This window comes from Streptomyces yaizuensis (genome assembly GCF_034961445.1).
GTDB classification, from domain to species: Bacteria; Actinomycetota; Actinomycetes; order Streptomycetales; family Streptomycetaceae; genus Streptomyces; species Streptomyces yaizuensis.
Map to the genome: position 1 here is coordinate 219,458 of NZ_BSBI01000005.1, position 19,670 is coordinate 239,127.

Here is a 19,670-nt window from a genome sequence, read left to right on the forward strand (position 1 = left end):
CCGCGGCAACGCCATGGGAGTACGGGGCATTCGCACCACCCATCACTAGGGAGGTTGTTGTGTCCGTTCAGCAGATCGAAGACGCGGCCGTGGCGCCGCACCCGCAGGAAGCGGGCGAGCAGGAGAACTTCGAGGACTGGGACCTGGATGTCTCGATCGTGGAGTCCGGCCCGTCGGCCGACCGGCTCATCCGGATGACCGACGACGGCTGCGGCGTGACCTGCGAGTCCGCCTGCTCGACCACCTGTCCGTAGCGGACCCCGGAGTACTGGATCGCGGTGCCCGGCCGACTGCGGCCGGGCACCGCTCTCGGCGATGGGAGCTGCCGGTGTACGAGCACCTTGATGCCCCGCTGTTACGGGTCGGGGCCTGGGCCCCGGGGCAACTCGTCCAGCCCCCGCCCGACCTCGCGGGAGGTACGGAGTCCTGGCGGGCCTGGCTGGAGCACACCCTTCGGATACCCGGGTTCGCGGAAGCACTGGAGCAGGCCAGTCCGGCGCTCGCCCAACGCGTCCAGGACATCCGCGACGGCCGATACCTGCCCGGCCCCGCCGTACGGAAGGCGACGCTCGCCGTCCAGCGGTACCTTCTGCGGGCGTCGAGCCGAGCCACCCCGTTCGGCTTCTTCGCCGGCGTCGCGCCGGTGCGGATAGCCGGTGAAGTGGCCGTGCGCATTGGCGCCGGTCACCGCGCTGTTGGCAGACCCGACGCCGTGTGGCTGACCACGGTGATCGAACAGTTGGAAGCGGACCGAGCGCTGCTGCCACTGCTGACGGTCCGGACCCATGCGCTGGCGGCCGAGAAGGACGGGTACCTTGTGCTCGACCACCGGGGCACCGGCAGCTCGGGCGGCGCCCCGGCTCGGGTACGGATCCGCGCGACCCCGCCCGTCAGATCGGCCCTGGACGCGGCACGCCGTTCCATCCGGGTCGCGGACCTCGTCGCCAAGCTGGCCGGCGACTTCCCCCGCGCGCCCGCTGCGGTCATCGACAAGCTTGTGGCGGGCCTGACCACCCAGCGCTTCCTGGTCACGAACCTCCGGGTGCCGGTCACCGCGACGGATCCGCTCGACCGCCTCCTGGCCGCCCTCGACGCGGCGGGAGCCGAGGACATCCCCGCGGGCGCCGCCACCGTCGTACGGCTGCGGTCGCTGGCCGACGAACTGGCCAGGCCCTCCACCACGGACTGCCGAGCCCGGCTCACGGCCAGGATGCGAAGCCTCGCCCCCTGCTCCGGGCCGACGCTCGGCATCGACCTGCGGATCGACGGAGAAGCAGCGGTCCCGCCCGCGGTCGCCGACGAAGCGGCGCGCGCCGCGACCGCACTCGTACGGCTGGCCCGCCAGCCCTTCCTCAGCCGTGCGTGGGCGAGCTGGCACGGCCGCTTCCTAGAACGGTACGGGCCCCGTGCCTTGGTACCGGTCCTGGATGCCGTGGACGGCGACACCGGACTCGGCTACCCGGCCGGGTTTCTCGGCGGACCGCCCGCCCCGGCGAACACTCCGCTGACCAAACGGGACAGGAAGCTGCTCGCCCTCGCGCAGAACGCGGCCCTGCGCCGTCAGCACGAGATCGTGGTGGACGACACCATGATCACCGAACTCGGCGAGCCGGGACCCGGTGCCGGTGTTCAACCGACGACCGAGCTGGTCGTCCGCATCAACGCCCCCACCACCCAGGCACTCGGGGAAGGGGAGTTCACCCTCGCGGTCACCGGGGTGTCCCGTACCGCCGGGACGATGACCGGACGGTTCCTCCACCTCCTCGACGCCGACGACCGCGACCGGATGGCGAAGGCGTACGCGACGGCGGCGACCGCGACCGACGGCGCCCTACTCGTACAGATATCCGCGCCCCCGCTCCACGCGTCCACCGAGAACGTCGCCCGCGTACCCGTGGTGCTGCCCGCGGTGCTTGCGTGGGGCGAGTGCCACGAACGCAACGGCGAACAGATACTCCTGGACGACATCGCGGTGACCGCCGACGTCCACCACCTGTACCTCGTCTCACGGTCCCGACGGCGCCCGCTGGAGTTCGCGACCTTCAACGCGGTGGAACCGGTCCACCGCACGCATCCACTGGTCCGGTTCCTGACCGAGGCCACCCACGCGATGAGCGCACCCTGCGCGGTCTTCGACTGGGGAACTGCGACGGCGCTGCCGTTCCTCCCCGCCGTGCGCTACGGGCGCACGATCCTCTCCCCGGCCCGGTGGCTGCTCACTCCCGCCGACCTCGCCGCGGACGAGGCGGACCAGCCGCGGTGGGACGCCTCCCTGGCTGAGTGGAGGGACCAGGTCGGGGCACCGAGCGCGGCGTATGTTGGCGACGGCGACCAGCGCCTCCGCCTCGACCTGGACGAACCCGCGCACCGGGTCCTGCTGCGCGCGCAGATACGGCGTTCCGGCACCACCGTGCTCCGGGCGGAGACGACCCCGGACACCGGGTGGATCGGCGGGCGCCCCCACGAACTGATCATTCCCCTCGCCCGGACCGGCCGGGGCCGGAGGGCCCCGTGGTGGCTGAACCACACGACCGGAACCGAAGAGGCGTACGGCCATTTCCCCGGCTGCGACGGCCGGTTCCTGATCAAGCTCTATGCCCGTCCCGAACGCCACGCCGGCATCCTGCGCCGACTGCCCCAACTGCTCGCGGAACTCGGCGGCACGATGCGCTGGTGGTTCCTGCCCTACCGCGACCCAGACGAGCATCTGCGGCTCCGTCTCGTCGTTCCGGCCGACCACGCCGAGGGTGTCCCGTCGGCGGTCGGCGGATGGACCCGGGCACTCCGCCGAGCCGGGCTGATCTCGCGGGTGCGGTGGGACACCGACTTCCCCGAGACTGCCCGCTTCGGCGGCCCGGCCGCGATCGACGCTGCCGAAGCGTTCTTCGCGGCGGACTCCGAGGCCGCCGCCGCGCAGATCGAGGCCGGCACTGCGACCGGAGGCCCCGCTGCCCAGGCCATGACCGCCGCCAGCATGCTCGACCTGACGACCGGCCTGGTCGGGAACCCCGCCGACGCGATGGCCTGGCTCATCGACCACACCCGGACCACCAGCACCGCCCCCGCCCGCGACCTGTACGAGCAGGCCGTTGCCCTGGGGAATCCGTATGACCGCGATGCCGTGGCCCGGATACCCGGCGGCGGACGGACCCTCACCTCCTGGACCCGGCGGCGTGAAGCGCTGGCCGACTACAAGGCCGCGCTCGACACCGCGGGCACGGCGGACGCGACCGTACTCCTCCCCGAACTGCTGCACCTGCACCACACCCGTGTTGCCGGGGTCGACCTTGACGCCGAAGGCCAGTGCCTGCACCTCGCCCGCGCCGCCGCGCTGAGCTGGACCGCACGAGCAGAGAGTGGCTCATGAGACCGATGCCCGAGGCGCTGGCCGCCGCCGATGCCCTCGCCTTCGAGCTGACCGACCCGTGCCCCCCAACGCCCAAGGACAGTGCTGGACGGGCGTGGCCGCAATCCCTGGCCGGAGGCGCGGCGGGCATCGCCCTGCTCCACGTCGTACGGGCCCGCTCCGCGCACGGCGACTGGGACACCGCCCGCACCTGGATCTCCAGGGCGGCCTCGGACGACCTCACCGCCGCCCCCAACGCCGGCCTCTACCTCGGTGCCCCCGCCCTCGCCTTTGTCCTGCACACCGCCGCAGGCGCGACCGGCCGCTACCGCAACGCGCTGGAGAAGCTGGACGACGCTGTCATCTCGATCACCCGTCGGCGCCTGGCACAGGCCCACGCCCGGATCGACCGCGGCGAACGGCCCACGATGAAGGAGTTCGACCTGATCCGAGGACTCACCGGATTCGCCGCCCACCACCTCGCCCGCCACCCGGACCGCGAGATCACCGTCGATGCGCTCGCCTACCTCGTACGACTGACCGAACCGCTGACGGGCCGGGGAGACGACCACCTGCCCCCGTGGTGGACCGATGTCTCCCCCAACGGCGAGCCCACCCCGGACTTCCCCGGCGGCCACGGCAACTTCGGACTCGCCCACGGCATCGGCGCGGCCCTGTCCGTCATCTCGCTGGCGCTCCTGCGCGGCATCGACATCCCCGGGCTGGCCGACGCCGTCGGACGGATCTGTGCCTGGATCGACCGATGGCGGCAAGGCGACGAGGCCAGCCCTTGGTGGCCGGGCTTCGTCTCGACCGGACAGACGACCAGCGGGCGCGTCGAACCGGCCCTCCGCCCCCGGCCCTCCTGGTGCTACGGAGTGGCGGGCACAGCCCGCGCCCAACAGCTCGCTGGCCTCGCGCTCGGCGACCCTTCCCGCGTCCGCACCGCCGAGAACGCGATCCTGGCGGCCCTGCGTGACCCGGCCCAACTGGACCTGGTCCCGGAGATCGGGCTGTGCCACGGAACAGCCGGACTCCTCCACGCCGCATGGCGGATGGCTGACCAGACCGGCAACCCCGCCATCGCCGCAGAACTGCCGCACGTCGCTCACCGGCTGATCGCCGCGCTCGACCGATCCGACCGGAACCCCGAACTCCTCGACGGCACTGCCGGAGCGGCCCTTGCGCTCCACACCGTCGGCACCGGCACCGCCTCCACCCCGTACTGGGACACCTTCCTCGCCCTGGCCTGAACACCCTGGAGACGACATGGACACCCCCGCGTGGCAGCAGGTGAACATCGCCTTCCCCGAGTGGACCAGCGCCGAGCGCACCGCCCTCACGGACCTCGCCCCGCTGCTGTTCGCCGTCGAGAACGAAGGCGCGATCACCGCGTGGTTCCATATCCGGAAGCGCCCCTGCTGGCGCCTCCGCTATCTGCCGTCCGGCGGCACCCAACCACCGATCGGCCGGAAGCTGGACGCTCTGACAGCCGCCGACCACATCACCGGCTGGGCCTCCGTCGTCTACGAACCCGAGGTCCATGCCTTCGGCGGCACCGAAGCCATGGAAACGGCCCACCGCCTCTTCCACCGCGACAGCCGCAGCCTGCTCACCTACCTCCACGACGATGACCAGGCCGCAGGCGGGCACCGCCGGGAGATATCCCTCCTGCTGTGCAGCGCCCTGATGCGCGAGGCCGGACTCGACTTCTACGAGCAGGGCGACGTCTGGGCGCGCGTCGCTGCTCACCGCCCTGTACCAACCGGTTGGCGGAGCACCGTCCGGCAGCGCACCGCCGTACAACGGCTGATCACTGTGGACACTAACGGCCAAGCCCGTGCGGACGGCCTCCTGGCCCTCACTGCGGAGTGGGCCCGTGCCTACACCGACGCCGGGCACGAACTGAACAACCTCGCGGCCTCCGGAACCCTCCACCGAGGCTTACGCGATGTCCTCGCCCACCACGTGATCTTCGCGTGGAACCGCCTCGGCCTGCCCTACGCCACACAGGCCGCCCTCGCCACCACCGCCAAGGACGTCGTCTTCGGCCCCGACCCCACAGCTCACGACAGTGTCACCGCGACGAGTGCCGGACCGGCCACCGCCGTTCCCGACCCCGCCCAGCCGCGCCGCTGACCGCCGACCCGCTCGTCGACAGGGGAACCATGGACCCGAACGACTACCTCGCCCAGCGCTTCCCACTCGTCGCCCGGCCCCGGCCGGCCTGCCTGCCGCTGACCGAGCGCGTCGACGCTCTGCTCGACCTCGCCCGTACGGCGGCACGGCAGACAGACCCGACGGGGGCCTCCGCGGTCTACAACCAAGTGGCCCTCCTCGCCTCCGATCTCGGCCTGCCCGCGCTCGCCCGAGAGCTGTGTCACCAGCACGCCGACGCCTATCTCCGTGCCTGTCCCCTTCCCGGCCGGAGCGCCATCCGGGCACTCGAACCCGTCGTCAACCTCGCCCGCCTTCACACCCGCGCCGGACGAGGCGACGTGGCTCGGCAGCACCTCCTCACCCTGTACGAGGCCGTCAGCAGCGGGACAGCGGTGCAGTTGGACAGCATCGTCGTCCCGGCCCGCCTCACCGCGACGAGGGAGGATCGCCGCGAAGTCCGGACCTGGCTGTGGACGGTCCTCCTCGCCGACGGAACACGGGCCCTCACAGCCCAAGGCCGGTGGGGGGAAGCGCTCAGCCACGTTGAGAAGCACCGCGGTGTGGGCCAGCGCATGCTCGATGGACGGCAGGTGGCCGTCCTCGCCGTGCTCACCGCCGGGAGAGCCGACCGCGCCGCCAGCCTCCTTCGCGACTCCGCACCCGGCGAACCCTGGGAAGAGGCCATCACAGCGTGTCTCACCGCGCTGTGCCGCCGAACGGCCGGTCTCCCGATCAGCCGTCTCACCTCCGCCTTGGCGGGCATGTACGAACGGCTGGAACTCGAACCGGGCATGGCCGTCTTCCACGCCCGACTCGGAGCGACGATCCTGGACATCGTCGGAACCACCGAGGCCCCTCTGGCGCGCGATGTCGTCAACCACCTGCACCGCCGCGCGACAACGGGGAACGACGGCTACGCCGCGCGGGAGAACCTCACGCACCCGATGTTCACCGCGCTCGCCACCGCCGTACAGCAGAAGAGGTGCCGGACCCTCGTGGACGCGTGCGCACTGGGGGCCGGGGCGATCCCCGATGAACTGTTCAGCCAGCTCACAGAGGCAATCCGCACGAGCGATCACACGATCCGATGGGCAGAGAAACTCCGATGACCGGCTCGGGCACCCCGTTCAGCACGGAGCGCCCGCCATCAGCCGTCCGTTCATACCAACGGCACGAGGGCAGCCCACGAGTCGGCCAGCTCGTTGCGGACCTCGGTCAGCGTCTCCAAGCGGACTCGTGCTTCTCGTAGCTGGGCTTCACAGATGTGGGTGGCCTCGGCCGGATCGTCGGGGAGGGTGGCCCGCAGGAGGAGCTTGTACTCGGCCAGTGTGTTCCCGGCCGGGGCCCCGGTGGGAAGCTCGCGGAGGAGATCGGCGGCGGAGGATTCGCGGACGTCCCACTCCCCGTCCGTGTGGCGGGTGGAGCGGATGACGGTTCCGGCGTCCGGGGCCAGGACGAGGTGGCAGTCGTCCCCGCCAAGCAGGGCGCCCAGCAGCGGCAGGGGGACGGCGTGGGGCCCGGCCAGCTCGACGGCCTCGGCCGGGGTGGCGGTGAGCCGGCGCACGGCCTGCCCGGAGAGCACGGGCGGCAGGTTCGGCCAGGGTACGGAGGGCCGCTCCGGGGTGCGGTCGGTCGGCTGCCCGGTCACCGTGGCTGGGGTGGCGTCCTCGTCCGTTCCGGCCCAGGTGATGATCACGGCGCGGGCGCCGGGCAGGGAGACCGGGAACAGGACGTGGCTGATGACCTCGACCGGCTGGTAGTCCATCGAGGGCAGGATCATCTTGAACAGGTGCCCGTCGCGGGACTCGGAGACGGCGGCGATGTCGGTGTCCCAGAACCGGCCGCAGACCGGGTCGGCCTTGACGTCGGTGATCAGCTTCGACAGCTCGGCGTCGTGCGGGTACTGGGCGCTGGCGAAGCGGAGCAGTTTGACGTACTCGGTGGCGTGGTGCTGCCAGTCGACGTACTGGAAGCGGGCCTCGTCGCTGAGCATGGCCCAGCGGATCAGGTTCGCGCCGGGCCTGGTCACCCAGGGCCACAGGGCGGCCATGGCGGCGTTGTAGCCGATGATGTTCCACACCCGGTCGGTCAGGTACGCCGGGTTGGGGAGCTGCTGGTCGAGCATCATCTGGAGGTCGCGCCGCACGGTCTCGTCGCCGAACGAGTCCGGGATCGTGGTCAGGGCGCCGTCCATGAGCGCCAGCACCAGGGCCTGGTGCTCGTCCCGGCCCAGCAGCAGCACCTTCGCCAGCGCGTCCAGGACCTCCCGGTCCATCTTCGGCCGGGCGCCGTTCTCCAGGTTCTGGTACCAGCCCCGGCTCCGGCCGATGGCCGTGGCGACATCCACCTGCGACAGAGGACCGCCCAGTCCGAGCTTCTCCCCGGCGACCGCGCGCCAGGCGCGCAGGAGACCGGGGTGCCCGAGGAGCTGTCCTGGGGACAGGGGCTCGGAGCCGGTGTCCGGGCAGGGCGCGAAGGCGCCGTCGACCATGGGTTCCTCCAGGGGGTGTGGGGGGGCAGTACCGGTGCCCGGGGATGTCCGGGCGCACGAAAAAAGGCGGGAGCACTTGTGGTGCCCCCGCCCTACGTGTCAGTAACCAGAGTAAAGGATGCGCAAAGCGGTCATGAATTGATCACCCCGGGGATTGACTGACGCCCCCACTTCCTGCTTTGTTCGACATTGAACCAATACTCCGGCGATCCGGGGTGGCGATCTTGTTGATTCCGGGTCGTACCGGACATTCGTATGACTTATTCGAGGGTGTGCCCATTTTTTTGGCACGCCCATTTTTCTGTGCACGCTCGTCCCGGCGGCGACTCTGCGAAATTACTCGATCTTGAAATTCCTCGGAGCTCTACGCGGGTAAATCTGCCAGCAGGCAAGGGGATTGGTGTTACCGGCGAGCTCCGGAATGACTCTTATGGCTTGCAGTCAGGGGTGATTCCGGCGGTTTCATAGGGCGTTGACGGGGGGATGGCGCCCGGTTTAAAACCAAAGGGCCCGGTGATCGACGGGGCAGTCAGCAGACCGGGAGGGTGGAAGTAAATGAGGCATGGCGTCGTCCCCTGGACGCAACTGCCGGCCCCCTGCCTGGCTGCTCCGGCGCTGGCCAAAGCCTGGCCCGCCGCCTGCCCGCGCACCGGACCGCCGCCGGACCCCGCTCGCTGACAACCCGCCGCGGGGGAAATCCGGACCGGTCCCGCACATCGCCGGAAACCAGGGCTTCCGGGAGGGCCCGACCCCGGCCACACGGCGCCGTTCGGCCGCATCCTCCAGGAGCAGATGTCGTGTTGGTGTCGATGTCCCCCAACCCCTTTTGTGCGCTGGAGTGTTGGGCGGGGTGTGCATATGTTGTTGGTCCCGGCAACGACGGCCGGGGAACCAGCGAGAAGAAGGGGGGGATGAGGTTGAACGGCCCACCGCCGCAAGCCGGGGAAACGGAAACGGCGCCCGGGAGTTAGCCGCTCCCGAGCGCCGCCGACACCCCGAAGGGTGCACATAACCGAAGCGGGTCGGCCGACCTTTTCGACGAGAAAGGCCGGCCCGCTCCACCTACAAGTAGGGAATTCTTGCATGCCCGCGCACCAGAACGGAAGGGCCACCGCCCCGGCCCCCGACCGGGGACTCCGGCTCGCCCGCGCCATCGCCGCGATGATCCCCGGAGCCGCCACCGCCCGCGTCTCCCAGTGCGACCCCGCCCAGAAGTGGCCGAGCCCTCACCTCCGCGCCTACGACGAGTACGGCCGCCTCCTCACCGTCACCCGGGCGAAGGGGCTGACCGCCGCCCGCTGGATCATCCGCGCCCACCCCGCCGTCGACTGGGCCGAGGCCCACGACCTCGACCTAACCACCGGCACCCTGCGGCCCGCCGTGAAGGCGTACGCCACCGCCGGGGGGCGCTGACCATGCCGCGCATCCGCACCATCAAACCCGAAGCCTTCCGGTCCGAGTCCCTCGCCGCGGTCTCCCTCTCCGCCGAACGGACCTTCCTCGGCCTGCTCACCGAGGCCGACGACTACGGACGCTTCCGCGACCAGCCCGCCGTCCTCGCCGGAGCCCTCTGGTCCTACCGCCCCGGCCACGGCCCCCTCGGCGTCGAAGACGACCTCACCCAGCTCGCCGCCCACAACCTGATCTGCCGCTACACGGTCCACGAGGACGGCGAAAACCGCCGGTACGCCCACATCGTGACCTGGCGCAAGCACCAGAAGATCAACCGGCCCTCCGGGGTCCGGACCCCGCCCTGCCCCCACCACGAAGCCCTCGCCGTACCGCCCGCGACCACGGTCGTGCCGGAGCCGGCCGTGAGGGCTCACGGAGCCCTCACGGAGGATGCGGTGAGGACTCACGGAGGGCTCACTGAGGGCTCAGTGAGTCCTCACGGAGCCCTCAAGCAATCCGCCGCACATGGCAAAACCGCAGGTCAAGCGGCACTCAGTGAGCCCTCACTGAGCACTCACGGAGGACTCAGTGAGCCCTCAGTGAGGGCTCACGGTCCGGATCTAGGACCTAGGAACCTGGACCTAGGAACAACTACTCGGGGCGCGAGCGCCCCCGCACCCCGGACCGTCTCGGCGAAGCAGCTCATCACCGAGTACGAGGCCGCCTGCGCCCACCGGCCCCCGAGCGGGGTGCTCGGGCACCTCGGGCGGGAGACCGCCCGGCTGCTGGCCGAGGGCATCGACCCGGACCACGTCCGCGCCGGGCTCGCCCGCCACCGGACCCGGGGCCTGCACCCCAGCACCCTGCCGAGCCTGGTCCACGAGGCCATGAACGCCGGAGGCGGCTTGGACCGGCCGGGCTTCCCGGCTACCGTGCCCGCACGCCGCGCCTGGGCAAACCCCGCCGACCCTGCCGCCGCCTACGCCGAGGAGCTGTGATGCGCGCACCGAACGCCCAGCCCCAGCCCGTCGGCGGCCTCGCCCGCCGCCTCGCCCACATCCTCACCACCCGGGGCATCGACCCCACCAGTACGCCGCAGGGCGGCCCGGAGCCGGTCCCGGCCCTGCTCGCTGCCGAGTCCCGTATCCCCGCCCGCTACCGGGGTGCCACGGCGGATCACCCGGCGGTCGCTGCCTGGGTCCGCGAGATCGCCGCCGCCGGACGCCCGGGGCCGGGCGGGGCGCCGGGGATCGCGCAGGGTCGGTCGCTGCTGATCGCCGGGACCACCGGCACGGGCAAGACTCACCAGGCGTACGGCGCGGTCCGCTCGCTGATCGGGGCGGGGGTGCGGCTGCGGTGGAAGGCGGTCACCGCCGCCGACCTCTACGCCGACCTCCGCCCCCGCCCCGGGCACGACGGCGAACGCGAACTCCGGGATCTCGCCCGGTGCCCGCTGCTGATCATCGACGACCTCGGGGCCGCGAAGTACTCCGAGTGGACTGAGGAGATCACGATGCGGCTGATGAACCGCCGCTACAACGAGATGCTCCCGACCCTGGTCACCACCAACCTCGGCATGGCCGACCTCCGCGCCCACATCGGCGACCGGGTCGCCTCCCGGCTGAACGAGATGGCCGACAAGGTCATCCTCGACGGCCCCGACCGCAGACGCCCCCACGCCGCCGGACGGCGCCACCCCGCCGCCGCGACCGCCTGATCCTGCCGACCCCACCGGGCCCGCCACGGCCCGGCTTCACCGACCCCGGACGGGCACACCCCTGCCCCGGGATCCTCTGGAGACCACGCATGCACAGCGCCACCACCCACGAGCCGCGCACCCTCGGCGACCACACCTGGCAGAACCAGGCTGCCTGCCACACCCGCTCCGGCATCGACCCGGAGATGTTCTTCCCCGGGCCCGACGAGATGGACCGCATCCGCGCGGCCAAGACCCTGTGCGGCCAGTGCCCGGTCCGCCGGACCTGCCTGGACGCCGCGCTGGAGAACGGCGACCGCGACGGCATCCGGGGCGGACTCACCGAGGAGGAACGCGACGCCCTCCACAGCAAGCTCGCCCAGCGACTCGACTACGCCCGGATCAACGCCACCCTCGCCGGCGGCGACGTCCACCTCAGCCGGGCCGAGCGCCGCGCGGTCGCCCGCGACGCCTACCGGGCCGGAATCCCCGCCGACCAGCTCGCCCGCCTGCTGAAGGTCACCGTGGAGCACGCCAAGAAGCTCTACCGCCACGCCGCCCGCGAGATCAGCCACCGCAACACCAAGACCAAGCCCGCCAAGAAGACCAGCGGCACCAGGACGACCCGGGTCACCCCGGTGAGGACCCCGGCCCGCGCCGACCTCGGGACGGCCGCGTGAGCGCCCCGGCGCCGATATCGGCGCACGCCACCACCGCCTGGGACAAGGCCGCCGTCGTCACCCTCGGCGCCGCCGCCTGCGCCCTCTCCTACGACGCCCTCCAGCAGATGGCCGCCTCCATCCACATCCGGGGCGCCCTGACCTACCTCTTCCCTCTGATCATCGACGGCTTCATCGCCTACGGCGTCCGCGGACTCCTCGTCCTGCGCACCGCGCCCTTCACCGCCCGCCTCTACACCTGGGCCCTCTTCGGCACCGCCTCGGCGGTCAGCATCTGGGCCAACGCCCTCCACGCCGTCCGCCTCAACCAGCAGGGCACGCCCGGGACCGGGCTGAAGCTCGGCGACCTCACCGTCGGGGTGCTCTCCACGGTCGCCCCGCTCGCCCTCGCCGGAGCCGTCCACCTCTACATCCTCATCGCCCGCCGCACGGAACCCACCGACCAGCCCGGTCACTCCGGACAGCCGGACACCCCGACCGTCCGCACCGACCGGATCACCACCGACCGCCCCGGAGTGACCGACCGGCCGGAGAGCGACCGTCCGGAACTGACCGGACGCAGTGACCGGGACCGTCCGGAGCTGACCGGCCCGCCGCACGGCGACCGACCGGCCCCGATCACCGGACACCCGGTGGCCGAGCTGACCGCGCACGCCCTCTCCGACCCGGACACCGAGTCGGTCACCCCGGCCCTGGTCACCCTCCCTGACCCGGAACCGGAACTCATCGGCCGCGACGAGGCCGCACCGTCCGGGGAACCGGCCAGAAGACCGGCCTCGGACACCGGACTGACCGGTCCGGAGGGCGAGGACGAACTCCTCCCGATCGCCCGCGCGGCGGTCACCCGGGCGGACAAGGTCACCCGCCAGATCGTCGCGGACGCCATCCGGGGCCAGGGCATCCCGCTGGCGAATGACCGGCTGACCGCGCTGGTCACCCAGCTCCGCGACGAGAACCGCCCGACCCGGCCCGGCAGCCGACCGGCCCCGGTCACCGCGACCGGCTGACCGACCGCCCCCGGGGTGACCGGGCCGGACACCGACCGGCCCGGTCACCCCACCCCGGGACACCCGGACACCGAACCCCCAGCCCACCCGCTCCTGCTCGTACCGGAGGCCCTCGTGCGCACCACCCCGGTCACCCCGGCCGAAGCCGACGCCTGGATCACCACCCTCCACCGCCACGGTCACCTCCACCACGCCGAACGCGGCCCGGACGGGACCTGGACCGTCCGCCGCACAGCCACCAGCCGGCCGTGGACCCTGCACCACCCCGCACTCGCCCTCGACTATGCCGCCGAAATCCTCCGGGACCTCCGGCGAACCGCCCCGGAGACCCGCCGATGACCCAACCCGAACCCGCCGACCCCACCACAGTGGTGGCGGGAGGCGACTGCCCGGCACGAGGCCGAGCAAGCTATATCGTCCGAAACTCCTCCGCAGCCACGGGCAGCGGAGGAGTTTCGGACGCGCATTCCCCCACCCCGGACGGGGCGGGGGAACCCTCCCGGCACCAGGGGGTGCCGGGAGGGGAGGCTGCGACCGGGGGCGGACCGCAGCCAGAAGACGGAGGGGCCGAACCGCCCGCGCGTCGCCAGCGTCCTCGCCTGCGCCAGACCGTGCAGCGCGACCACGTCCGCAGCGTCCGCCTCACCGCCGACGAACTCGCCACCGTCCAGCACGCCGCCCGCACGGTCGGCCTGACCACAGCCGGATTCCTCGCCGACGCCGCCGTCGCCCTCGCCCGCACCCACGGCGAGGCGAAAGTGTGGCTGGTGGACCAGCGGACGCTGGTCGAGGAGCTGATGACCACCGTCGCCCAGCTCGCCCGCGCCGGGAACAACCTCAACCAGATTGCGCGGGTCTTGAACTCGGGCGGTCACAGCGACGGCGTCGACCGCACGGCCGAACGAGTGCTGAAGGCGGCGGTCCGGGTCGAGGCCGCCGCAGTCGAGATCGCCCGGCGGCGGTGACCGTGGTTCCGGACATCTCCACCGGCAGCCGCACCTACGGCCTGCTCGCCTACCTCTACGGCCCCGGCCGCCGCGACGAACACACCGCCCCCCACATCGTCGCCGCCTGGGAACCCTTCCTTGCTCCCGACCCGGGCCGGGACCCGGCGGCCACGCTCAAGCAGTTGACCGACCGGCTCGACCTCCCCGTCCTCGCCCTCCCCGCCGGCCGCCGTCCGGCCCGGCACGTCTGGCACTGCCCCGTCCGCACCGCCCCCGGCGACCGGCCGCTGACCGATGCCGAGTGGGGCGAGGTCGCCCGACGCATCGTCCACGCCACCGGCATCGCGCCCGAGGGCGACGACCAGGCATGTCGCTGGGTCGCCGTCCGCCACGCACCGGATCACATCCACATCGTCGCCACCCTCAAGCGCCAGGACGGCCGCAGCCCCCACCGCCACAACGACAGCGCCCGCGCCCAGGCCGAATGCCGCCAGATCGAAAAAGACTTCGGCCTCCAGCGCCTCAACCCCGGCGACCGCACCGCCGCCCAGCGCCCCACCAGCGCCGAACGCTCCAAGGCGGAGCGCACCGGGCGGGCCGAGCCGCCGCGCGAGATCCTCCGTGAAACCGTCCGGCAATCACTGGCCGGAGCCGCCACCGAGGACGAGTTCTTCGCCCGGCTCACCGCCGCCGGCCTCCGCGTCGAACAGCGCATTGCCCCCTCTGGGGACGCCCTCGGCTACAAGGTCGCCCTCCCCGGCGACCGCAACCGGGCAGGCGAACCAGTCTGGTTCTCCGGCTCCAAACTCGCCCCCGACCTCTCCCTCCCCAAGATCCGCCAGCGCCTGGAAGCCGACGCCCTGGACGCCGAAGAGGGGCCCCGGCTGCCCCCAGCCGCCGCCCGCCGTGACGCCGTCACCCCAGTGGTACGGGCCGCTGCCGTCCTCGACCAGGACGATGAGGAGGGCACCGCGGTCGCCCACCTCGTCGGCACCGGAGAACTCCTCGACGCCCTCGCCAAGACGGCCCCGGCCACCACCCGCCGGGAACTGTCCCAGGCGGCCCGTGCCTTCGAACGCGCCACCCGCACCCACGAACGCGCCGCCCGAGCCGACCACCGCGCCCTGCGCACGGCGGCCCGGGGCCTCCTCCGCGCCGGGGACGCGCTCGGCCGGGGCGAGGACGGCGGCACCACCGCCATGGTCCTGTCCACCCTCATCCTCGTCACCCTCGCCGCCGCCCGCTGGCACTCCGCCCACGGCCACGCCCAACAAGCAGCCGCCGCACGGCAAGCCGCCCAGCACCTCCGCATCGCCTACCAAACCGCCGCCGCCCCACCGCTGAAGGCGATGCGCCACCACGCCTACCGCCTACCCAAACCGGTACGCGACCAGCACACCACCACGGTGACCACGGCCCTGCCCGAGTACGCCGACCAGCTCCGGCAGGAAACCGGCTGGGACGCCCTGATCGCCACCCTCGACCAGGCCCAGGCAGTCGGCCACGACCCCACCACCCTCCTGCGCACAGTGATCGGGCAGCGCGAACTCGACACCGCCGACAACGTCAACGACGTCCTCATATGGCGCATCCGCCACACCACCGGACTCCCCACCGCGCCGAAGCCCGTCACCGACCGGACGTCCGTCCGTACACGTGCCCCGAAGCCCGCCGAGGCCCCCGCTCGCACCATCCCGACCCCGTCCGGTCAGCGACGGCCACGCCGCTGACCAGCACAAACCCCTGGACTCCCACCAGTCCTACTGCTATGGCTCGAAGAAGCGAGCCCCGGAGGAGAACCGTGATCCACGACGAAACCGACCAGCAGCCCAGAACCACCGCCCAGCCCGCGCCCGCACCAGCTCCGACACCGGGTCCCGGCGACGACCCGATCCTCCAGCTCCAGCAGGAGTACGGCCCCGAGGGTGCCCGCTTCCGCATGCGCAGCACCAACCACCCCGAGGAACTCTTCATCACCGGACTCGTCGTCATCTGCCCGAACTGCTCGGCCCGCCGCGACTGGATGGTCATCTGCGACGGTAACCGCATCGGCATCCGCTGCCGATGTGCGCACCAGTGGCACGAGCCCGAACTCACCCGCGCCGACTTCGAGGCGATGATCGACTTCGGGCCCGGCCCGGTATACCCGAGCCTGGAGGACGCCGCCCGCGCCACCGGCTACGACGGCACCTTCACCGGCATGTACCTCAACGAGCCCCGACCGATGGAGTGAACCGGACCCTGCGGACGTGCCCGGCCCCTCTCCTCTGGAACCAAGGCGGGGCCGGGCATCTACCACAGCGATGAGCGGGTACGACAACGAGGCCGCCCGGAAGATCCGGGCGGCCTCATCGTGGGGCGACGGGGGTCAGACGGTGGCGAGGGCCTTGGTGGCGACGCGGAGCGCCGCGTGGAGGGCGAGGGTTTCGTAGACGGTGGGGTGGACGGTGGTGCTCCAGTCGCCGTGGAGGTTCGGCCAGGTGGCGAGGATGACGTCCATCGTGTTCAGGCCGAGGTGGGCGGTGACGTCCATGCCGCCGGAGGGACTCGGTGCCCAGGTGAGGAGGAGGGCGCCGGGGCCGAGGCGGTCCCGGCGTCCGATGGGGGCGGGGTGCCAGGTGGTGCGGGGAGACCTCGCGGACGAGGGCTCCCCGGCAGCCGTCCGGCACGGGGCGGCGGGTGGCCACGCGCAGGGGGAAGAGGCCGGTGGCGGGCGGGGTCATGCGGCGGACCACTCCAGCTCGGTGGCGACCGTGGGTGGGAGGTAGTGGTCTTGGCCGTCCTCGGCGATGTAGACGGCGGGACCGTCCATGCCGGTGCCTTCGATGACCCGGCCGACGGTGTGGGCGAAGGGCCAGTCGGGGTTGACTGCGAGGAAGACGGGGAGGGCGGGGTTCAGGGTCTGGAGCTGGTGGACGAGCTGGGCGACGGTCAGCGGCTTCGACAGGACGGAGACCTCCGGTTCAGAGACGGGCAGGGGTGGGTCAGCCGGTGGCGGCGCGGTGGCGGCGGCCCATCTCGGCGGCGTAGCCCTTGGTCGCCGAGGCCGCGCTGGACCAGCTCCCGCAGGCGCAGATGGCGAAGAAGACGGTGCGGCCGGGGCAGCCTTCGGCGAGGGGTCTGTTGCTGGTCGTGTACTTGTGTTCGGGCGGGCAGACGGTGCTGTCCGGGTGGTACGCGTTCACGGTGATCTTGTGGACCACGGGGCTCCTTCGGTGAGAGGTGGTGGGGCGGATCAGGAGCAGCAGTGGGCGCAGAGGGCGGTGGGGGTGGCGAGGAGTCCGGCGAGGAACCCGGCGACGGCCTGCGGGGGTATCCCGTCGGGGAAGGTCTGCTGCCAGACCGGTTCACCGTCCGTGTTGAGGGTGCGGATGTGCCAGAGGTCGCCGTGGCGGGCGGCGGGGGCTTCGGGGAGGAACCCGACGTACATCCCGCCGTCTGGGCTGGTGCAGTGGACGTTGGCGTCCGGGTCGGTGATCACGGTCCAGCCGTGTGCTTCGAGGAAGGGGAAGACGGGGCCCGCGCAGCCGCACCCGCGCGGCCAATCCCGGGTGGCCGGGGCGTGGAGGGGGCTGAGCTTGGCGGGGCGGGGAAGAAGGAGTTCGGAGTACGTCACGGGTACGGGTATCCCTTCGTTGACCTGCGGTTTTTCCCGACACCCGTACTTGAACATGGGTCCGCGGACGTGTTCCAGTCCGTTCGGGCGGGTGAGTGTCTGCCGTGGGCGAATCCCGCCCCGGACAGGCCGGCGGAGGGAAGGATGGTGCCGCCCGCGGACGCTGTCCACGAGCGGCACCATCGAACAGAAGCAGGTCACAGGGGAGAAGAAAGGGAAGGGTGAGGCGTGAACGGGGACGAGGCCCGGGAGTACGCGGAGCTGACCGACGACGTCCGGGCAGCGTCGGAGGCGCGGGCGCGGATGGCCGACGGCCGCCGGATCGAGATGACCGTGGAGGAACTCGCCGACCTCGTCCGTCCGGAGGCTGGCGGGGACGAAGGGCGTTAGCCCCGCCCGGCCCGGGGACCGGGCGCCGGTGCCCCGGCAGGGATCGCTGCCTGTGTGTCCACCACCGACGGTGCCGGGGTGGTGGCGGTGGTGCGGGCGCGGGCGGCCTCGGCGCGCGGCTGGACGATGGCCGAGCGGCCGAGGTCGCGGGTGAGCTGTTCGGCGAGCCGGTGCTCGGGGTGGGCGTCGATCACGGCGCAGATGGCGCGGAGGCGGGCGTGGGCCTCGGCGTGGGCGGTGCGGAGCTGGGCGGCCGTGGAGGTGACGGCGTCCAGCTCGTAGAGGAGGGGGACGTGGCCGGGGCGGGTGAGGTGGTGGAGCTGCTCCTGCTGGCTGGTGATCTCGGCGTCGGAGAAGAGGAGGCTCTGTCGGATGCGCAGCACGGTGAGCAGGGTGGGGTCGGTGGTGCGGCCTTCGCGCAGATGGGTCTGGAGGGTGTCGACGGGCAGCTGCCAGGCGGCCTCGATGACGCTGTCGGCGGTGGCCAGGGCGGTGGGCTGGGACAACGGGACGAGTCCTTCCGAGGGGGCGCGGTCAGCGGCCGGGGGAACGGGGCGGTGGCCCCTGGCGTGGGGTGAAGGGGAGGGATGTTCGGCCCGGCCGGGTGCCGGGGGCGGGTGGTGTCCCGGGCTGGGGAGACGGCGGTCGCCACCACGCTCCGCAGAGGGTTCCGGTCGGGGTCGGCGTAGCGGTCGGCGACCCGCTGGACGAGCCGCCGCTGGTAGACCAGGGGCAGAGACTCGATCCGTTCAACGGCCCGGGACAGCTCCGGGGTGAACAGGGCCAGCTCGCCGTGGCCAGCCTCCCGGGTCACCGCCCGGACAGCTTCGGCCTCGATCATCGGGGCCCAGGCGTAGTCGAGTTCAGCCGCGTCGCAGACATGCTGGGCTCCACCGTGGAGCGCTTCGGTGAAGTGCAGGCCGTCCTCCATGACGGTGGGCAGGGAGTCCAGGAGGGTCTGGGTCGCGCGGCGCAGGCGTTCGGTCAGCTCGGGATCGGTCGCCCAGGCCACCGGATGGAAGGGCAGCGGCGGACCACCTGAGGGCGGGGGTGGGGTGTCCATGGCGGACCAGCCTGGTCAGCGGTGCCGGGCCGGTGCGGCGGCCGGGAGCGGGGTCGTCGTCCGGTACACGAGGGCCGGTGACGCGATCACGGTCCGGGCCACGGTAGAGCGGGACCGGGCTGCCGCCGCGCGCTGGATGTCCAGCGGGCTGGGGGCCGGCGGCTTGACCGGGGTGATGCGGGCCGCGCTCCGGTTGCGCTCCGGAACGAAGTCCTTGTAACGGGCGACGGGGGCGGGGTCGGCGAGCCGGTTCATGGTCGCCGTGACCAGGTGGGCCGGGGTGTGGGTGGTGAAGGTGCCGAGCCACTCGGAGGAGTAGCCGGAGGCGCCGCCGCTGACGGTCCACTTCGACCGCTGGTCGCTGATCTCCTCGTGGTGGTCCAGCCGTCCGTTGACGTAGGTGACCAGGGCGAGCCGGTCCGGCGGCTGGCTGACACTGAGGTAGGGCCCGTGGGCGACGCGCCAGCCCGCCTCGGCCAGAGGGCGCAGGGGCTCCGCCCGGTTGGAGCCGATACGGCCGTGGACGGAGGCGTTGCTGCCACGGGCGTGGTCTTCGGCGAGGGCGGTGGTGAACGCGGCGACCACCTCGACCGGGGTGTAGTGGTCGAAGGTGGCCAGCCACCGGGGCGGGGCGAACGGCTGCTCGTGGCCGGTGATCCGCCACAGGGCGTCGTCCTCGCCCTCGGGCAGCCACCCGACGCGTATTCGCTGGTCGGGCGAGGAGAGGTAGATGTTGGCGAGGTCGTCGTCCAGGCGGTTGAACCCGGCGTCGAGCAGGGGCCGCAGGGCCGGGTCACCGGTGTAAGTGGATCCGGCGAGGTAGACCGGGGAGACATAGACGTCGCCGTCGATCTCTTCAGCGGCAGGCATACGGGATTGCTC

General features: G+C 72.2%; 21 protein-coding genes. 15 read left to right on the forward strand and 6 right to left on the reverse strand.

Annotation, left to right across the window (positions count from 1 at the left end):
* Window positions 1–59 precede the first annotated feature (59 nt).
* The 5 genes from SYYSPA8_RS14625 to SYYSPA8_RS14645 all read left to right on the forward strand — a co-directional run bounded on the left by SYYSPA8_RS14625 (window position 60) and on the right by SYYSPA8_RS14645 (window position 6,615).
* A complete protein-coding gene (locus SYYSPA8_RS14625) occupies window positions 60–254 on the forward strand; it encodes an FxLD family lanthipeptide (RefSeq protein ID WP_323447582.1) in 195 nt (64 codons plus the stop codon).
* Between the two features lie 74 nt (window positions 255–328).
* Complete coding sequence (locus SYYSPA8_RS14630) at window positions 329–3,367, forward strand: lantibiotic dehydratase (protein WP_323447583.1); 3,039 nt, start codon at window positions 329–331, stop codon at window positions 3,365–3,367.
* Window positions 3,364–4,599 (forward strand): lanthionine synthetase C family protein, encoded by a 1,236-nt coding sequence (locus SYYSPA8_RS14635; protein WP_323447584.1) that lies wholly within the window; start codon window positions 3,364–3,366, stop codon window positions 4,597–4,599. Before SYYSPA8_RS14630 ends, SYYSPA8_RS14635 begins: the two co-directional genes overlap by 4 nt.
* 16 nt (window positions 4,600–4,615) lie before the next feature.
* A complete protein-coding gene (locus tag SYYSPA8_RS14640; protein ID WP_323447585.1) occupies window positions 4,616–5,485 on the forward strand; it encodes a thiopeptide-type bacteriocin biosynthesis protein in 870 nt (289 codons plus the stop codon).
* Window positions 5,486–5,514: 29 nt separating this feature from the next.
* A complete protein-coding gene (locus tag SYYSPA8_RS14645) occupies window positions 5,515–6,615 on the forward strand; it encodes a hypothetical protein (RefSeq protein ID WP_323447586.1) in 1,101 nt (366 codons plus the stop codon).
* Window positions 6,616–6,665: 50 nt separating this feature from the next.
* On the opposite strand, the gene SYYSPA8_RS14650 is transcribed toward SYYSPA8_RS14645, so the two are convergent.
* Window positions 6,666–7,997 (reverse strand): helix-turn-helix transcriptional regulator, encoded by a 1,332-nt coding sequence (locus tag SYYSPA8_RS14650; protein ID WP_323447587.1) that lies wholly within the window; start codon window positions 7,995–7,997, stop codon window positions 6,666–6,668.
* Between the two features lie 1,083 nt (window positions 7,998–9,080).
* Here SYYSPA8_RS14650 and SYYSPA8_RS14655 point away from each other — a divergent pair.
* From SYYSPA8_RS14655 to SYYSPA8_RS14695, 9 genes are all read left to right on the forward strand, one after another.
* Window positions 9,081–9,410 (forward strand): hypothetical protein, encoded by a 330-nt coding sequence (locus SYYSPA8_RS14655; protein ID WP_323447588.1) that lies wholly within the window; start codon window positions 9,081–9,083, stop codon window positions 9,408–9,410.
* Window positions 9,411–9,412: 2 nt separating this feature from the next.
* Window positions 9,413–10,387, forward strand: coding sequence for a hypothetical protein (locus tag SYYSPA8_RS14660; RefSeq protein WP_323447589.1), 975 nt, complete (start codon window positions 9,413–9,415; stop codon window positions 10,385–10,387).
* Window positions 10,387–11,106: an ATP-binding protein gene (locus SYYSPA8_RS14665; RefSeq protein WP_323447590.1), complete on the forward strand. Its 720-nt coding sequence runs from the start codon at window positions 10,387–10,389 to the stop codon at window positions 11,104–11,106. The genes SYYSPA8_RS14660 and SYYSPA8_RS14665 overlap by 1 nt, the downstream gene beginning before the upstream one ends.
* An 89-nt stretch (window positions 11,107–11,195) precedes the next feature.
* Complete coding sequence (locus SYYSPA8_RS14670; protein WP_323447591.1) at window positions 11,196–11,765, forward strand: WhiB family transcriptional regulator; 570 nt, start codon at window positions 11,196–11,198, stop codon at window positions 11,763–11,765.
* A complete protein-coding gene (locus tag SYYSPA8_RS14675) occupies window positions 11,762–12,772 on the forward strand; it encodes a DUF2637 domain-containing protein (RefSeq protein WP_323447592.1) in 1,011 nt (336 codons plus the stop codon). Before SYYSPA8_RS14670 ends, SYYSPA8_RS14675 begins: the two co-directional genes overlap by 4 nt.
* A 114-nt stretch (window positions 12,773–12,886) precedes the next feature.
* The gene (locus tag SYYSPA8_RS14680; RefSeq protein WP_323447593.1) at window positions 12,887–13,111 is read left to right on the forward strand and encodes a hypothetical protein; all 225 of its coding nucleotides are present in this window, start codon (window positions 12,887–12,889) and stop codon (window positions 13,109–13,111) included.
* A 272-nt stretch (window positions 13,112–13,383) separates the two neighbouring features.
* Entirely contained in the window at window positions 13,384–13,737 is a 354-nt protein-coding gene (locus tag SYYSPA8_RS14685; RefSeq protein ID WP_323447594.1) for a plasmid mobilization protein, read from the forward strand.
* A gap of 2 nt (window positions 13,738–13,739) precedes the next feature.
* Complete coding sequence (locus SYYSPA8_RS14690) at window positions 13,740–15,449, forward strand: relaxase/mobilization nuclease domain-containing protein (protein WP_323447804.1); 1,710 nt, start codon at window positions 13,740–13,742, stop codon at window positions 15,447–15,449.
* 71 nt (window positions 15,450–15,520) lie between these two features.
* A complete protein-coding gene (locus SYYSPA8_RS14695; RefSeq protein ID WP_323447595.1) occupies window positions 15,521–15,952 on the forward strand; it encodes a hypothetical protein in 432 nt (143 codons plus the stop codon).
* Window positions 15,953–16,087: 135 nt separating this feature from the next.
* Here SYYSPA8_RS14695 and SYYSPA8_RS14700 read toward each other — a convergent pair whose 3' ends face one another.
* From SYYSPA8_RS14700 to SYYSPA8_RS14710, 3 genes are all read right to left on the reverse strand, one after another.
* Window positions 16,088–16,252, reverse strand: coding sequence for a hypothetical protein (locus tag SYYSPA8_RS14700; protein ID WP_323447596.1), 165 nt, complete (start codon window positions 16,250–16,252; stop codon window positions 16,088–16,090).
* Between the two features lie 451 nt (window positions 16,253–16,703).
* A complete protein-coding gene (locus tag SYYSPA8_RS14705; protein WP_323447597.1) occupies window positions 16,704–16,922 on the reverse strand; it encodes a hypothetical protein in 219 nt (72 codons plus the stop codon).
* Window positions 16,923–16,954: 32 nt separating this feature from the next.
* Complete coding sequence (locus SYYSPA8_RS14710; RefSeq protein WP_323447598.1) at window positions 16,955–17,335, reverse strand: DUF317 domain-containing protein; 381 nt, start codon at window positions 17,333–17,335, stop codon at window positions 16,955–16,957.
* A gap of 228 nt (window positions 17,336–17,563) precedes the next feature.
* Here SYYSPA8_RS14710 and SYYSPA8_RS14715 point away from each other — a divergent pair, with 228 nt between their 5' ends.
* The gene (locus SYYSPA8_RS14715) at window positions 17,564–17,725 is read left to right on the forward strand and encodes a hypothetical protein (RefSeq protein ID WP_323447599.1); all 162 of its coding nucleotides are present in this window, start codon (window positions 17,564–17,566) and stop codon (window positions 17,723–17,725) included.
* Here the strand turns inward: SYYSPA8_RS14715 and SYYSPA8_RS14720 are convergent.
* Together SYYSPA8_RS14720 and SYYSPA8_RS14725 are read right to left on the reverse strand one after the other, a co-directional pair.
* Window positions 17,722–18,231 (reverse strand): hypothetical protein, encoded by a 510-nt coding sequence (locus SYYSPA8_RS14720; RefSeq protein ID WP_323447600.1) that lies wholly within the window; start codon window positions 18,229–18,231, stop codon window positions 17,722–17,724. The genes SYYSPA8_RS14715 and SYYSPA8_RS14720 overlap by 4 nt on opposite strands.
* 572 nt (window positions 18,232–18,803) lie before the next feature.
* Window positions 18,804–19,658 (reverse strand): DUF317 domain-containing protein, encoded by an 855-nt coding sequence (locus SYYSPA8_RS14725; RefSeq protein ID WP_323447601.1) that lies wholly within the window; start codon window positions 19,656–19,658, stop codon window positions 18,804–18,806.
* Window positions 19,659–19,670 lie beyond the last annotated feature (12 nt).

Coding starts and splice junctions, on each gene's coding strand:
- SYYSPA8_RS14670 (WP_323447591.1), top strand. CDS start 11,196: ATGCACAGCGCCACCACCCACGAGCCGCGCACCCTCGGCGACCACACC.
- SYYSPA8_RS14650 (WP_323447587.1), bottom strand. CDS start 7,997: ATGGTCGACGGCGCCTTCGCGCCCTGCCCGGACACCGGCTCCGAGCCC.
- SYYSPA8_RS14665 (WP_323447590.1), top strand. CDS start 10,387: ATGCGCGCACCGAACGCCCAGCCCCAGCCCGTCGGCGGCCTCGCCCGC.
- SYYSPA8_RS14635 (WP_323447584.1), top strand. CDS start 3,364: ATGAGACCGATGCCCGAGGCGCTGGCCGCCGCCGATGCCCTCGCCTTC.
- SYYSPA8_RS14645 (WP_323447586.1), top strand. CDS start 5,515: ATGGACCCGAACGACTACCTCGCCCAGCGCTTCCCACTCGTCGCCCGG.
- SYYSPA8_RS14660 (WP_323447589.1), top strand. CDS start 9,413: ATGCCGCGCATCCGCACCATCAAACCCGAAGCCTTCCGGTCCGAGTCC.
- SYYSPA8_RS14700 (WP_323447596.1), bottom strand. CDS start 16,252: ATGGACGTCACCGCCCACCTCGGCCTGAACACGATGGACGTCATCCTC.
- SYYSPA8_RS14655 (WP_323447588.1), top strand. CDS start 9,081: ATGCCCGCGCACCAGAACGGAAGGGCCACCGCCCCGGCCCCCGACCGG.
- SYYSPA8_RS14725 (WP_323447601.1), bottom strand. CDS start 19,658: ATGCCTGCCGCTGAAGAGATCGACGGCGACGTCTATGTCTCCCCGGTC.
- SYYSPA8_RS14640 (WP_323447585.1), top strand. CDS start 4,616: ATGGACACCCCCGCGTGGCAGCAGGTGAACATCGCCTTCCCCGAGTGG.